The organism is Rhodococcus sp. NPDC076796 (genome assembly GCF_040702765.1).
Taxonomy (GTDB): domain Bacteria; phylum Actinomycetota; class Actinomycetes; order Mycobacteriales; family Mycobacteriaceae; genus Rhodococcoides.
In genome coordinates this window covers 76,585-90,245 of sequence record NZ_JBFBMS010000001.1, presented here as the reverse complement: position 1 = coordinate 90,245, position 13,661 = coordinate 76,585, and the positions used below count along the sequence as shown (strand labels likewise).

The following is a 13,661-nucleotide window of genomic DNA, read 5'->3' as shown; positions in this document are numbered from 1 at the left end:
TATCGACACCGAACAGGATTCAACGATGCCCACCATCAAGAGCTTTCCGTTGCCCGACCTCGGGGAGGGCCTCACCGAGGCCGATCTGCTGACCTGGCTCGTCGCGGTCGGCGACACGATCGAGTTGAACCAGAACATCGCCGAGGTCGAAACGGCCAAGGCCGCCGTCGAACTTCCGTCGCCGTTTGCCGGTGTCGTTGCCGCGCTGCATGTCTCGGAGGGTGACACCGTCGAGGTCGGGGTGCCGATCATCGACATCAGGGTCGGTGGCGACGACGAGAGCGGTTCCGAGCCGGAGCCCGTCGCTCCCCTCACCGACGGTGCCGCCCCGGCCGAGGACGGCGAAGAACGCGTGCCGGTTCTGGTCGGATACGGCGTGGCGAAGGAAGGCTCCAGTCGACGCGGCGGCCGTGGAACTGCAGCGGTCACCCCGACACCGAACGCGCAGAACGGAAAACCGCTGGCGGCACCGCCGGTGCGAAAGATCGCCAAGGACAACGCTGTCGATCTGGCCGAGGTTCCCCCGACCGGAACTCGCGGCGACGTCACCCGCGAGGATATCGAGTCGTATCTGCACGGAGCCGACACTGCAGGGGAGCAGGCCCCGCTACGGGTCGGTCGCGAAGAGCGCACACCGATCAAGGGGGTGCGCAAGCACACGGCGGATGCGATGGTGCGCAGTGCATTCACCGCTCCGCACGTCACCGAGTTCGTGACCGTGGACGTCACCGACACCCTGACGTTGCTGGAGTCTCTGCGGTCCTCGGCCCATTTCGCAGACGTGCGGCTGACCCCGCTGGCTCTGGTCGCCAAGGCGGTTCTCGTTGCGCTGAAATCGAATCCGTCGCTCAACTCCTCCTGGGACGAGACGACTCAGGAGATCGTCACCAAGCATTACGTCAATCTCGGTATCGCCGCCGCGACTCCGCGCGGACTGATGGTGCCGAACATCAAGGACGCACACGAGAAGTCTCTGGTGGACATCGCCCGTGCACTGTCGGATCTGACGCGAACGGCCAAGGAAGGCAAGAGCAGCCCGGCCGATCTCGCCGACGGCACAATCACCATCACCAACGTCGGAGTGTTCGGAGTCGACTCCGGTACGCCGATCCTCAACCCCGGCGAGGCCGCCATCCTCTGTTTCGGCTCCATTCGCCGCATGCCGTGGGAACACGAGGGCGAGATCGCACTACGGTCGGTGACGACACTGTCGCTCTCGTTCGACCATCGCCTCGTCGACGGTCAGCAAGGATCGCAGTTTCTCGCGCTCGTCGGCCGGTTGTTGAGCTCTCCGGTGGATATGATCGCGCTGGGCTGACTTCCCGGCTCGTACCGTGAGAAGAAGAGGGGCGAGCGTGGCGAACGCGATCGACGCGCATTTCCTGGACCGGATCAGGGTCGCCTCGACGAGCGGGCCGGAGCTCGCCGATCCGGATCGTCTGCTGAGGTACTTCGATGCGCAGCTCGCGAGCCGGCACCTGGACTTCGCAGCCCGTTGGTTGCAGTCCGAGGGCTTCGGCTACTACACCATCGGATCGTCTGGGCACGAAGCAAATGCAGCCGTCGGTGCCGCGACGACGGTCACCGACCCGGCACTGCTGCACTACCGCTCGGGCGGTTTCTATGCCGCACGTGCACAACAGCATTCGGGCTCGAACCCGATCCACGACGTGCTGGCCGGGTTGGTCGCGTCCACCCGCGACCCCATCTCGGGCGGACGCCACAAGGTGTTCGGGCACCCGGATCTGGGCATCGTGCCACAGACCTCCACCATCGGTTCGCAGGTTCCGCGCGCGGTCGGACTGGCGTTCGCTCTCGGGCGCGCGAAGGCGCTGCGTCATCGAACGCCGTGGCCCGAGGACGCCATCGTGGTGTGCAGCTTCGGCGATGCCTCGGCCAATCATTCGACGACGGTCGGTGCGCTCAATTCGGCTGCGTACTGTGCCCACCAGTCGATTCCGATGCCGATCCTTCTCGTCTGCGAGGACAACGGCATCGGAATCAGTACCCGGTCACCGCGGGGCTGGATCACGCAGTCGCTCAGCCGATTTCCGTCGATCGAGTACGTCCGAGCCGACGGGACCGACCCGGTCGCGCTGATGAGTACCGTGGACGCCGCTGTCGCCGCAGTGCGGTCGGGGCGTCGGCCGGTGATGTTGCACCTCGAGACGGTGCGATTGATGGGCCACGCCGGATCCGACGCCGAGCTCGCGTACCGAACCAACGCAGACATCGTCGGCGACTACGCACGAGATCCGTTGCTGGCCTGCGCACGTGCGCTGATCGGGGCCGGTGTGCTCTCGGCAGCCGACGTCGAAGGTCGCTACGAGGCACTACGCGAGACCGTGATGACCGAGGCCGAGGCGATGGTCGAGTCGCTGCGGTCCGGGGCATCGTCGCGCCTGGACACCGCGGACGCGGTGATGGCTCCGCTCACCGAACGGCGACCGATTGCCGTGGCCGCCACCGAGCAGAGCCTGCGACCGGCACAGGGTGGGCCGCGTCTGACGCTGGCGGCCATGATCAACACGACGCTCGCCGACATCATGGCGGCGCGACCGGAGGTCCTCGTGTTCGGGGAGGACGTGGCCGTCAAGGGCGGCGTCTACGGCGTCACGAAGGGTCTGCGCAAGAAATACGGCGCAGCAAGGGTTTTCGATACGGTGCTCGACGAGCAGACGGTGCTCGGCACCGCCCTCGGTGCCGCGCTCGCAGGATTCGTCCCGATACCCGAGATTCAGTATCTGGCGTACCTGCACAATGCCGAGGATCAGCTGCGCGGTGAGGCCGCGTCGCTCAAGTTCTTCTCCGATGCGCAGTTCACCAACGGGATGGTCGTGCGCATCGCCGGTCTGGCGTACCAGCGCGGTTTCGGTGGGCACTTTCACAACGACAACGCGGTTGCGGTTCTGCGCGATATTCCGGGCATCGTCGTTGCCGTTCCGAGTTCCGCTGCCGAGGCCGCCGCGCTGCTGCGGACGTGCGTGGCGCTGGCCGTGGAGGAGGGACGGGTATGCGTCTTTCTGGAGCCGATTGCGCTGTATCACCGCGTCGATCTGGACGACGGCGACGGGGCGTTGCGGTGCGTCGACGACGCGTCGGCCGAGTTCGCGACCATCGCAACCCATTCGGACGGTGAGGATCTGGCCATCGTCACCTTCGGTAACGGGGTGGTGATGAGCAGGCGCGCCGCGTCGAGGTTGCGTGAGCGCGGGATCGGCGTGACGATCGTCGATCTGCGCTGGATCGTTCCGCTGCCGGTCGACGACCTTCTGCGCCGGCTCGAAGGCTTCGATCGAGTGTTGATCGCGGACGAGACCCGGCACGACGGGGGAGTGGGAGAAGGCGTCGTGACGGCCCTGATCGAGGGTGGCTACGCGGGTACGATTCGCCGAGTGGCGAGCAAGAATTCGTTCGTTCCGCTGGGCGGCGCAGCCGATCTCGTCCTCCTGTCGGAAGACGAGATCGTGTCTGCGGCTGCGGAGATGGTCGAATCCGGTTGACTCAGTGCACCGGCTGTACGGGAGCGATCTCGTCGAGATCCTTGCGTGCCGGGGCGCGGATGAAGAACGACGCCGCCACGGCCACCAGAGATACTGCGCCGCCGTAGAGGAAGGCGGTGTGGATACCGGCCTCCGAACCGCCGACCTGGGTTGCGCCGTCGGAGATTCGGGCTGCTGCGGTGTTCGACATGACGGTGACGAACAGGGCGGTACCCGCAGCACCGGCCAACTGCTGAACCGTGTTGAAGATGGCGCTTCCGTGTGAGTACAGCTGTGCCGGAAGCGATCCCAGCGACGATGTCATCAGCGGCGTCATGATGAGAGCGAGACCCGCCGAGAGCAGCATGTGGATACCGATCACGAGCGGGAGCGCAGATTGCGCGTCCAGCACGGTCATCGACCACAGTGCGGCGCTCACCACCATCGCGCCCGGAATGACCAACGGGCGCGGACCGATTCGGTCGAAGATGCGTCCGACGAACGGCGCGAGCAGACCCATCAGCAGTCCGCCGGGGAGCAGCATCAGTCCGGTGTCGAGAGTGTCGAGTCCGCGGACGTTCTGCAGATACATCGGCAGCAGGATCAGAGCGCCGAACAGTGCCATCATCGAGATCGCGATCATACCGAGGCCGATGCTGAAAGTGGGGGTGCGGAACGGACGCATGTCCAGCAGTGCGCCGCCGCGATCCTGGCGCGAGATCTGCCGGAGAACGAACACGACGAGGGAGATCGCACCGACCACCAGCGGCAGCCACACCGGCACCACGGACTCCTCGGCCGAGTGTCCGAGGCTGCTCAGGCCGTAGACGATCCCGCCGAACGCCAACGCGGACAACACGACCGACGGCGGATCGAACGACGGTCGCCCGGTCTGGGTCACGTTCTTCACGAGAGTGGTCCCGATCGCGAACGCGACGAGGGCGATCGGCAGGACGAGCCAGAACATCCAGCGCCAGTCCAGCGAGTTGAGAATGATGCCCGAGATCGTCGGACCGACAGCGGGTGCCACGGCGATGACGATGGAGATCACGCCCATCATCGCGCCGCGCTTGTGGGCCGGGACGACGGTGAGCACCGTGGTCATGAGCAGCGGCAACATGATTGCCGTGCCGCTGGCCTGGGTGATGCGTCCGAGCAGGAGCAGTTCGAATCCCGGGGCCGAGGCCGCGAGCAGTGTGCCGACGGTGAACAGCGTCATCGCTGCGACGAACACCTGACGCAACGTGAATCGCTGGAACAGGAATCCGGTGATGGGGATGACCACGGCCATGGTCAGCAGGAACCCGGTGGTGAGCCACTGCGCCGTCGTCGCCGTGATGTCGAGGTCGACCATCAGGGTCGGTAGTGCCACGCTCATGATCGTCTCGTTGAGGATCATGACGAACGCCGCGATGACGAGAATGCCGATCAGTAGTTTGCTGCCCGGCGCGAGTTCGTCGCCCGACGTGGGCTCGGATATGTGGTCGGTCTCAGGTGAGGTCATCGGAAGCTTTCGAGTATGGGTTCGAAGTGCGGACTTTCGGCCCGCTCAGATAGCTTGAATCATCATGACAGTGACTGTCAACTTGAATACTACTGGTAAGTTGACAGCGAGAACACGAAGGAGTGACGAGGATGACCGAACGAGCGCCCGATCTGCGAGAGCGACGTCGCCGAGACACCCAACTCGAGATCACCCGCGCCGCGCTCGACCTGTTCGAGAAGCAAGGGTGCGCCGCGACGACGGTCGACGAGATCGCGCGTCGGGCCGGGGTGTCGCCCAGCACGTTCTTCCGCAGCTTCGCGTCGAAGGAGGAGTCCGTCCTCGGAAACGACCCGGACCTGGATGTCGACCTGAACGCCTGGCTGGCGTCCACGGCACCGAAGAACATCACCATCACCGGTATCGAAGCACTCTACGAGCGATCCGTCGAACGACTTTCCTCCGCGCCTGACGAGGTGCGAGATCGTCTCCGACGTACCCGACGGTTGATCGGGGCCGACGCGCACCTGCGATCCGCGGCCTTCGCCCACGACGCGATGACATTGTGCCGCGTCACCGATGCGGTGGCCGAGAAGCTCGGTGGCCACGAGCCACGTTCCTACGCGAGACTTCTGGTCGAGGGGGCCGGGATGGTCATGCGCATCGCCTTCGACGACTGGGCCGAGCGAGTCGACGGTGGGCAGGACGCCGATCTACTGGACATCTACCGAACCACGGTGCGTGATCTCCGACGCGTCGTGGCCGATTGAGCTTGTCGATGTGAGTGGAACTTCGTAGCCCAGGTCGAGCTTTCGTGCACGTGGCGCGGAGCGCCTCTCACCCGAAGCGCTGCGGAGCCAAGTCGTCGGCCAGTAGTCCGCGGGCGGCCACGTCCTGCGGAAGCGGTTCTCCGCGAACGATTGTCGCGCCGACTCGGGCCAGCGCCGCACAGGTCTGGATTCCGTATCCACCCTGACCGGCGCACCAGAAGAAGCCCTCGACCTTCCGATCGAAGCCCACGACCGGGGTGCGATCGGGAACGAAGCTGCGCAGGCCAGCCCAGGACGACCGCAGATGCCGGCCCGTCAGCGTGGTGGCCTCGGCGATGTCGTCGAACGCGCGCGCGATCTCCAACTCGTCGGGACGCGCGTCACTGGGCTCGGTGGGCGTCTCGTCAGCCGGTGAGCACAACAACTGTGCGCCTTCTGGTTTGATATAGAACTTCTCGTCCATGTCGCTCAACGTCGCCAGATTCGCGGTGTCCAGATCATCGGGCGCGGCGACCATGAACACCGAGCGACGCATCGGGACGAGTCCGATCGGATCGGCACCCGCCATCTCGCCGACGACGTCCGCCCATGCGCCTGCTGCGTCGACGACGAGAGGAGCGGTGTGGACCGACCCGTCCGTGGTGTGCACGTGCCACAGTCCGTCGACGCGGCTGAGCTGCGTCACGCCTGCCCCGGTGTGGACTCGTCCACCTCGATCGCGCAGCCCCCGCACGAAGCCCTGATGCAGTGCGTGGACGTCGACCTCCATCGAATGTGGTTCGTACAGTGCGCAATCGATCAGTTCGGGACGTAGCGGCGGGAAGAGCGTACGCGCGTCGGCCGGGGAGACCAATTGGGCGTCGGGTGTCAGTCGGCTGACGTCCGCGTACAGGGCCTCGAGCGCGTCACCTCGCCCGGTGGCCGCGAACTGCAGCAGCGGACGCGGGGCGAGCAGCTCGGATCGGAAGTGCTCCGGCGGGTCGACCAGAAATGCCCGGCTGGCCGTCGTCAGTGCCCGAATGGTGCTGTTGCCGTAGGTTTCCAGAAACAGGGCGGCCGAACGTCCGGTGGTGTGGAAGGCCAGGGTCGATTCGCGCTCGAGCAGTGCGACGCGTCGGTCGCTCGCGAGTTCGTAACCGAGCGAGACACCCCCGATTCCGCCGCCGATCACGATCACGTCGGTGAAGTTCGGTTCTCGCTCGGGCGTGGTCATGGATTGCTCCCGTTCGTCGTCTCGGCGGTCCACTGCGCGCCGGGTCCGATCGCCTCGTCGAAGATCAGCCAGGTTCGCGTCGACAGTATCCCGTCGAGTCCCTGCAGCTTGTCGAGCACCAGATGGCGTAGTGCCGAGGTGTCCGGAGCTCGCACCAGAACGAGTGCGTCGAAGTCGCCGCCCATGAGGCTGACGTGTTCGACGAACGGGAAGGTGCTCAGGTCGTCGGCGACGGCGCGCCAGGAATCCTGCCGAATGGACAGTGCCACATACGCCGACGCGCCGAACCCCGCTTTCTCGTAGGCGATGCGTGCGGTGAATCCCTCGATGACCCCTTCGTCGACGAGACGGTCGACGCGCACGTACGCGTGCGCCCGCGAGATATGGGTGGCCTCGGCCAGGGCACGCATGGACATTCGGCCGTCACGGCTGAGCTCGGTGACGATGCGTCGGTCCACGTCGTCGAGCTGGTACTCGGGTCGGTGCTGTGCCATCCGTCCACTCCAGGTCGCTCGAGAAGGGTCTCTGTAGACGAATTGTCACATTCTTTCCTTCCATAAGCCATCGATCTCCGATCCGACTCTCGATTTGAATGTAGGTCCATGTGGCCGCACTCTGTGTAGAACACATCGATCCGCGACGAACACGCGCAGGAGGGGTACCGCATGACCACGACCGACACGCTCGATCACGTCACGACCTCGGTCGCACGACGCGTTCGTCAGGGATACGAGGCCGACTTCGTGGAGTGGACCGATCACGGGATGGATCTCGTCCGAACCTTTCCCGGATTTCTCGGTGGCGGTTGGCTGCGTAGTTCCGGCGATTCCAGCGACTACCACGTGGTGTATCGATTCGAGACACACGACAACCTCGATGCCTGGCTGCGCTCGGATGCCAGGCGCACGTGGCTCAGCACCGGCCGTCCCATCGCCGACGACGTTGCGACACATCGACTCTCCGGTGTGGAGGGATGGTTCGAGCCGCAGTCCAATCTCACCGACGCCGTCCGGGTGATCGGTGGTCCGCCGCCGCGGTGGAAGCAGGCGATTTCGATCGGCGTGGCCTTCTACGCCGTGAGTTTGCTCGTCAACATCGTTCTGACACCACACCTGACGGACCTGAACGTGGCTCTGCGCACCGCGCTGGTGGTGATGATGTGCACGCCGCTGATGGTCTACGTGGTGATGCCGTTCGTCACCGCCCGGCTACGTCGGTGGCTGGTACCGCGCTCGTAGCATTGCCTTCGATAGGGTCGAACCCATGCCCGACGCCCCGGTACACGATCAATTCGCCCTCGACGGGGCCTGGAACTTCCGCGATCTCGGCGGCGCGCGTACCACGGACGGGGCGACGGTTCGGCCCGGATCGTTCTATCGCGCATCCGAATTGAGTGCGCTGACCGAGCACGGTCGACGCACAATCGCGGACCTCGGCATTCGCACGGTGTTCGACTTTCGTGGTGAGCCGGAGATAGGCCGAAGTGGCGCGGACCGAGTTCCCGAGGGGGTCCGATCGATCTCGGTGCCGTTCGACACCGTGCGGGGCGAGCGCGCCCCCCACGAAGCCCCGATCAGCGACGAGCAGAGCCAAGTGGACTACATGCTGCGGGCCTACGCCTCCTATCCGACACTCGACGGGGCGTCGTATGCCATCAAACGAGTGGTCGACGCCCTCGCCGAACGACGCGGTGGGGTTCTGGTCCACTGCGCCGCGGGTAAGGACCGAGCAGGGTGGACCGTGTCGACGGTCCTGCGGGCCGCGGGGGTCGACGAGGACGACATCGTCGCGGATTACCTGAGAAGCAACGACGCGGTGGCCCCACTGCTCGCTCACGTGCGCCGCACATGGGCGGGAGCCGCGGAGGCGGACGGCCTACCCACCGACGCGATGTTGGGGGTCCGCGCGTCCTACCTGGAGCACGGACTGGACGTCATGAAGTCGACGCACGGCTCGTTCGAGGGATATTTGAACTACCTGGGCATCGATCGGGATCTCCGACAACGCCTGACTGCCGCCCTCGTGGAGGGCTGAGCGGTAACCTCGGGCCCATGCGCATCGGAAAGACCGCCCCGGACTTCGAGTTGCCGGACCATTCCGGCGAACTCCGTGCGCTCTCCGACCTGACCGCGTCGGGTCCGGTCGTGCTGTTCTTCTACCCGGCGGCCAACAGCCCCATCTGCACGGCCGAAGCGTGTCACTTCAGGGACTTGGGCACGGAATTCGAGAGATTCGGCGCACAACGGGTGGGCATCAGTACCGACACCCGAGACCGCAACCAGCATTTCGCGCTGCAGAGGTCGTTCGACTACCCGTTGCTGTCCGACTCCGATGGTGCGGTGGCAGAGCAGTTCGGAGTGCGACGAGGCGGGTGGTTCACCCGGCGGCGTCGGCTTCGTGAGCTCGAACGCGGGCGGGCGCATGCAGCCAACCGTGGGTATCTTCGGCAGCTACTGTCCGTGAAGCGGACGACATTCGTGATCGATCGGAACCGAGTGGTGCGGATGGTGGTGCAGAGCGAACGCGGTCACGTGCATGCGACCAAGGCGTTGGAGTACCTGCGCTACCTGTCGTGAAGGGCTGTTCTCGTTATTCGTTCGCGCCGCTGAACAGGGCGGTGTAGACGGCAGGCTTGGAGGTTTCGGCGTGTGCATCGGTGGACGCATCGTCGGGATGGCTGAAGAGCGCCTCGTTCTTGTCTTGGTGTTCCATTCCCCGAGCATGCCCCTGATTCGCGGCAATAGCCACTCGCCGCGCGGGCTGTCTGGGCTCCGCCGGGTGGGATACTGCTCGAGTGCCCGATGAATCCCTGTTCGACGCCCTTCGTCGTGAGCCCGACGCCGAGGCACCCAACCTCCATGCCGTCGACGCTGCGGACCGCCTCGTCCTCGATACCGTCGACGAACTTCCCGGAATCGACAGGACCACGCCGATCGCGGTGATCGGCGACCGGTACGGAGCCCTGACCCTCGGGGCCGTTTCTCTCGGGTTCGCCGCGGTACGCGTTCATCAGGACGCCGTCACCGGAGTGCGCGCGCTCGAGCTGAACGCTGCGCGGGTTTCGATGTCGGGCTCCTACACCCAGCACGCACTGGGTGCCGAACTGCTCGACGGCGTCGGGGTGGTGTTGATGCAGTTGCCGCGCGGTCTGGCCGAACTGACCGAGATCGCCGAGCACATCGCCGCACACGCGTCGGCGGACGTCGTCGTCCTCGCGGGCGGACGAGACAAGCACATGACCCCGGCAATGAACGACGTCCTGCGAAAGTCGTTCGAGACCGTCACGGCCGGCCGAGGACGGCAGAAAGCCCGAGTGCTCACCGCACGTGGGGCGGTGGCGTCGGGCATGACGTATCCGGTGAGCAAGCGGATTGCCGATCTGGACTTGACGGTGGTGGCGCACGGCGCGGTGTTCGCGGGGGCCGGTCTCGACATCGGGACGCGCTATCTGCTCGAGTACGTTCCGAAGATGCTCCCGCGAGCCCGTGTTGCCGTCGACTTGGGTTGTGGCACAGGAATTCTCGCCACCGAGCTGGCCCGGTCCAGGCCTGATCTCGAGGTGATCGCCACCGATCGCTCGGCCGCAGCGATCGCGTCGGCGGCGGCCACAGCCGAGGCCAACGGGACGCGAGTGTCGGTGCTCGCCGACGATGCGATGTCCACTGTCGAGTCCGAGTCGGTCGATCTGGTGGTCTGCAACCCGCCGTTCCACGAGGGTGCCGCAGTGCACACGGGCGGCGCGAGCAAGTTGTTCGCGGCGGCGGGTCGAGTCCTGAGGCCCGGCGGGCAGCTGTGGACGGTGTTCAACACCCATCTGAACTATCGACGCGAACTGGCCGACGCCGTTGGCCCCACCGACCTGATGGGGCGCAACGGCAAGTTCACCGTCGCTCGCTCGGTACGCCCGAGCGAGTAACGGTGAGCATCAGGTGACCGGGCCGCCGTCTTCGGGGGTTCCGTCGATCTGGCCTCGGTTGCGGCCGAGATCCTCGACGAGAGTGCCCTCGACGATTTCGGCCTGACGCTGACCTTCCGCGTAATCGATGTCGGGATCCTCGTCGGATTCCTCGACCACGTGATCGACCAGTTCCTCGGTCAGCTCGTCGTCGGGTGTCTCCGCGATAGGGCGGTCGAGATCCTCCTCGACGGCGACGTCGGGTTCTTCCTCGCTGAGCTTGAGGTCCAGACTCTCGCCCTCGGCGGCCTCGCGAGCGGTGGTGCCGAAGCTGTTGGCCTCGCTCCAGTGGTCGGGAGGATCGACCACGGTGTCGCCGTCATCGTTGCGCACCTCGTCGGAGTCGACGCTTTCGCTGGGGTCCAAGGTCTGGTCGGGTCCGTCTTCGATTGCCATTTCCTCATAGTGCCCGTTTCGATTCGGTGTCACACACGCCGTCGTCTCCGCGTGTCGAGGCCGTACCCGGTAGAGTCCGATTTGTCCGTCGTAGAAGTTCTCCTCCTGGGAACTTTTGTCCGGATGTCAGACGTTCTACTGATGACCGACGGGGAGATCCCCGGTGGGGATCAGAACTTACGAAGGGAAGAGACACGGTGCGCACCTCCAGCAACCCGGTGTTCCGCAACCTGCCCAAGCAGCAGGGCGGCGGCTACGCCACATTCGGATCTGCGACGGCTGGAGCCTCGCAGGCCGCAACCTTCGGCCAGCATCCCGGAACGCAGGCCGATCCGTACACCACGCAGCCCGCGCAGCGGGCCATGACGATCGACGACGTCGTCACCAAGACCGGCATCACCCTCGGTGTGCTGAGCGTCACGGCGATCATCTCGTACCTCCTCGTCCAGAACAACAACGATCTGGCCATGCCGTTCGTCATCGTCGGTGGCCTGGTCGGTTTCGGTCTGGTCATGTTCGCGGCGTTCGGCCGCAAGATGGACAACAAGGCGATCGTTCTCGCTTACGCGGCAGCGGAGGGCATCTTCCTCGGTGCCCTGTCCTTCCTGTTCACCTTCGATATCCAGGGGGCCGGAGCCGGGACCCTCATCTCGCAGGCCGTCCTCGGCACGTTCGGCGTGTTCTTCGGCATGCTGATCGTCTACAAGACCGGTGCGATTCGCGTCACCCCGCGGTTGACCCGCATGATCGTCGGTGCCCTCATCGGTGTCGTGGTGCTGATGCTCGGCAACCTTGTGGCCAGCTTCTTCATGGACGGTGGATTCGGGCTTCGCGACGGCGGACCCATCGCCATCATCTTCAGCCTCGTCTGCATCGGCATCGCGGCATTCAGCTTCCTGCTCGACTTCGACCAGGCCGATCAACTGATCCGCGCACAGGCTCCGGAGAAGGCAGCCTGGGGCGTCGCTCTCGGTCTGACCATCACGTTGGTCTGGCTGTACGTCGAGATCCTGCGTCTGCTGAGCTACTTCCAGAACGACTAGTACTCACACGAAAAAGCCCCGCCACTCCTTCGAGGAGGGCGGGGCTTTTTCGTGGTGGTGCCGCGACTCAGCTGAGACGTTCCAGCACCATGGCCATACCCATGCCGCCGCCGACGCACATGGTCTCGACGCCGAACGTCTTGTCCTGTGTGGTCAGGTTGTTCAGCAGCGTGGTGGTGATGCGTGCACCGGTCATACCGAACGGGTGGCCGATCGCGATGGCACCGCCGGAGACGTTGAGCTTGTCCTCCTCGATGCCGAGGTCGCGCGCCGATCCGAGGACCTGCACGGCGAAGGCCTCGTTGATCTCGAACAGGTCGATGTCGGAGATCGACATACCCGCGATCTTCAGCGCCTTCCGAGTTGCCTCGATCGGTCCAAGGCCCATGATCTCTGGAGACGTGCCGGTGACGCCGGTGGAGACGATGCGGGCCAACGGGGTCAGACCCAGTTCCTTGGCCTTGGTGTCGCTCATGATGACGAGCGCTGCTGCGCCGTCGTTGAGCGGGCACGCGTTGCCCGCCGTGATGGTGCCGTTCGGACGGAAGACCGGCTTGAGCTGGCTGATCTTCTCGTAGGTGGTGCCGGCGCGAGGGCCGTCGTCGGTGTTGACGACGGTGCCGTCGGGCAGGGTCACCGGGGTGATCTCCCGCTCGAAGAAACCTGCGTTGATGGCCTCCTCGGCGCGGTTCTGGCTGCGTACGCCCCAGTGGTCCTGGTCCTCGCGAGTGATGCCGGTGAGCAGGGCGACGTTCTCGGCCGTTTGGCCCATCGCGATGTACGCGTCGGGCAGTTCGCCGTTCTCGCGGGGGTCGGTCCAGCTGTCCGCGCCCTCTTCCTGTGCCTTCTTGGTGCGTGCTTCGGCGTCGGCGAAGATCGGGTTGTGGCTTTCCGGAAGCGAATCCGAGCTGCCGTGGACGAAGCTCGACACGCTCTCGACGCCTGCGGAGATGAACACGTCACCTTCGCCTGCCTTGATCGCGTGCAGCGCCATGCGGGTGGTCTGCAGCGAGGACGAACAGTAGCGCGTGATCGTCGTTCCGGGCAGCGAGTCGTAGCCGAGCTGCACTGCGACGATACGAGCGAGGTTGTTGCCCTGCATGCCGCCGGGCAGACCGCAGCCCAGGAGCAGGTCGTCGATGTCCTTCGGGTCCAGCGAAGGCACCTTGGCCAGCGCGGCGGCGACCATCTGAGCGGTGAGGTCGTCGGGACGAATGTCCTTGAGCGACCCCTTCATCGCCCTGCCGATCGGTGAGCGCGCGGTGGCGACGATGACTGCCTCTGGCATGAGATCTCCTTCGAATCGATACTGCTTACCT

14 protein-coding genes are annotated in these 13,661 nt (G+C 65.3%); 8 read left to right on the top strand and 6 right to left on the bottom strand.

What is annotated here, in order from left to right; all coding sequences use genetic code 11:
* The first annotated feature begins 25 nt into the window (after positions 1-25).
* Entirely contained in the window at positions 26-1,318 is a 1,293-nt protein-coding gene (locus tag AB0366_RS00385) for a dihydrolipoamide acetyltransferase family protein (protein WP_366242277.1), read from the top strand.
* Positions 1,319-1,355: 37 nt separating this feature from the next.
* Positions 1,356-3,503 carry a thiamine pyrophosphate-dependent enzyme gene (locus AB0366_RS00380; protein ID WP_366242276.1) on the top strand — a complete coding sequence of 716 codons (2,148 nt, stop codon included), beginning with the start codon at positions 1,356-1,358 and terminating at the stop codon, positions 3,501-3,503.
* A 1-nt stretch (position 3,504) separates the two neighbouring features.
* Here AB0366_RS00380 and AB0366_RS00375 read toward each other — a convergent pair whose 3' ends face one another.
* Positions 3,505-4,986, bottom strand: coding sequence for an MDR family MFS transporter (locus tag AB0366_RS00375; protein ID WP_366242275.1), 1,482 nt, complete (start codon positions 4,984-4,986; stop codon positions 3,505-3,507).
* A gap of 131 nt (positions 4,987-5,117) precedes the next feature.
* On the opposite strand from AB0366_RS00375, the gene AB0366_RS00370 reads away from it, so the two are divergent.
* Positions 5,118-5,735, top strand: coding sequence for a helix-turn-helix domain-containing protein (locus AB0366_RS00370; RefSeq protein WP_366242274.1), 618 nt, complete (start codon positions 5,118-5,120; stop codon positions 5,733-5,735).
* A gap of 67 nt (positions 5,736-5,802) precedes the next feature.
* Here the strand turns inward: AB0366_RS00370 and AB0366_RS00365 are convergent, their stop codons facing one another.
* Complete coding sequence (locus AB0366_RS00365; protein ID WP_366242273.1) at positions 5,803-6,948, bottom strand: FAD-binding oxidoreductase; 1,146 nt, start codon at positions 6,946-6,948, stop codon at positions 5,803-5,805.
* Positions 6,945-7,442, bottom strand: a complete 498-nt coding sequence (locus AB0366_RS00360) for an Lrp/AsnC family transcriptional regulator (RefSeq protein ID WP_366242272.1) — start codon at positions 7,440-7,442, stop codon at positions 6,945-6,947. Before AB0366_RS00360 ends, AB0366_RS00365 begins: the two co-directional genes overlap by 4 nt.
* A gap of 171 nt (positions 7,443-7,613) precedes the next feature.
* Here AB0366_RS00360 and AB0366_RS00355 point away from each other — a divergent pair, with 171 nt between their 5' ends.
* The 3 genes from AB0366_RS00355 to AB0366_RS00345 are packed head-to-tail and all read left to right on the top strand — an operon-like array spanning position 7,614 to position 9,524.
* Complete coding sequence (locus tag AB0366_RS00355) at positions 7,614-8,186, top strand: antibiotic biosynthesis monooxygenase (protein ID WP_366242271.1); 573 nt, start codon at positions 7,614-7,616, stop codon at positions 8,184-8,186.
* Between the two features lie 25 nt (positions 8,187-8,211).
* Positions 8,212-8,982 carry a tyrosine-protein phosphatase gene (locus AB0366_RS00350; RefSeq protein WP_366242270.1) on the top strand — a complete coding sequence of 257 codons (771 nt, stop codon included), beginning with the start codon at positions 8,212-8,214 and terminating at the stop codon, positions 8,980-8,982.
* A 17-nt stretch (positions 8,983-8,999) separates the two neighbouring features.
* Entirely contained in the window at positions 9,000-9,524 is a 525-nt protein-coding gene (locus AB0366_RS00345; RefSeq protein ID WP_366242269.1) for a peroxiredoxin, read from the top strand.
* 13 nt (positions 9,525-9,537) lie between these two features.
* Here the strand turns inward: AB0366_RS00345 and AB0366_RS00340 are convergent, their stop codons facing one another.
* The gene (locus AB0366_RS00340; RefSeq protein ID WP_259467969.1) at positions 9,538-9,660 is read right to left on the bottom strand and encodes a hypothetical protein; all 123 of its coding nucleotides are present in this window, start codon (positions 9,658-9,660) and stop codon (positions 9,538-9,540) included.
* Between the two features lie 82 nt (positions 9,661-9,742).
* Here AB0366_RS00340 and AB0366_RS00335 point away from each other — a divergent pair, with 82 nt between their 5' ends.
* The gene (locus AB0366_RS00335) at positions 9,743-10,864 is read left to right on the top strand and encodes a methyltransferase (protein ID WP_366242268.1); all 1,122 of its coding nucleotides are present in this window, start codon (positions 9,743-9,745) and stop codon (positions 10,862-10,864) included.
* Between the two features lie 9 nt (positions 10,865-10,873).
* Here AB0366_RS00335 and AB0366_RS00330 read toward each other — a convergent pair whose 3' ends face one another.
* Complete coding sequence (locus tag AB0366_RS00330) at positions 10,874-11,299, bottom strand: hypothetical protein (RefSeq protein WP_366242267.1); 426 nt, start codon at positions 11,297-11,299, stop codon at positions 10,874-10,876.
* Between the two features lie 197 nt (positions 11,300-11,496).
* Between AB0366_RS00330 and AB0366_RS00325 the strand changes: the two genes are divergently transcribed.
* Positions 11,497-12,342: a Bax inhibitor-1/YccA family protein gene (locus AB0366_RS00325; RefSeq protein WP_366242266.1), complete on the top strand. Its 846-nt coding sequence runs from the start codon at positions 11,497-11,499 to the stop codon at positions 12,340-12,342.
* Positions 12,343-12,409: 67 nt separating this feature from the next.
* On the opposite strand, the gene AB0366_RS00320 is transcribed toward AB0366_RS00325, so the two are convergent.
* Positions 12,410-13,630: an acetyl-CoA C-acetyltransferase gene (locus AB0366_RS00320; RefSeq protein ID WP_366242265.1), complete on the bottom strand. Its 1,221-nt coding sequence runs from the start codon at positions 13,628-13,630 to the stop codon at positions 12,410-12,412.
* Between the last annotated feature and the right edge of the window lie 31 nt (positions 13,631-13,661).

What these genes read in the sequence shown, in the direction of transcription:
- AB0366_RS00345 (WP_366242269.1), top strand. Translation starts at nt 9,000, where the DNA reads ATGCGCATCGGAAAGACCGCCCCGGACTTCGAGTTGCCGGACCATTCC.
- AB0366_RS00340 (WP_259467969.1), bottom strand. Translation starts at nt 9,660, where the DNA reads ATGGAACACCAAGACAAGAACGAGGCGCTCTTCAGCCATCCCGACGAT.
- AB0366_RS00330 (WP_366242267.1), bottom strand. Translation starts at nt 11,299, where the DNA reads ATGGCAATCGAAGACGGACCCGACCAGACCTTGGACCCCAGCGAAAGC.
- AB0366_RS00350 (WP_366242270.1), top strand. Translation starts at nt 8,212, where the DNA reads ATGCCCGACGCCCCGGTACACGATCAATTCGCCCTCGACGGGGCCTGG.
- AB0366_RS00385 (WP_366242277.1), top strand. Translation starts at nt 26, where the DNA reads ATGCCCACCATCAAGAGCTTTCCGTTGCCCGACCTCGGGGAGGGCCTC.
- AB0366_RS00355 (WP_366242271.1), top strand. Translation starts at nt 7,614, where the DNA reads ATGACCACGACCGACACGCTCGATCACGTCACGACCTCGGTCGCACGA.
- AB0366_RS00375 (WP_366242275.1), bottom strand. Translation starts at nt 4,986, where the DNA reads ATGACCTCACCTGAGACCGACCACATATCCGAGCCCACGTCGGGCGAC.
- AB0366_RS00320 (WP_366242265.1), bottom strand. Translation starts at nt 13,630, where the DNA reads ATGCCAGAGGCAGTCATCGTCGCCACCGCGCGCTCACCGATCGGCAGG.
- AB0366_RS00365 (WP_366242273.1), bottom strand. Translation starts at nt 6,948, where the DNA reads ATGACCACGCCCGAGCGAGAACCGAACTTCACCGACGTGATCGTGATC.
- AB0366_RS00370 (WP_366242274.1), top strand. Translation starts at nt 5,118, where the DNA reads ATGACCGAACGAGCGCCCGATCTGCGAGAGCGACGTCGCCGAGACACC.
- AB0366_RS00360 (WP_366242272.1), bottom strand. Translation starts at nt 7,442, where the DNA reads ATGGCACAGCACCGACCCGAGTACCAGCTCGACGACGTGGACCGACGC.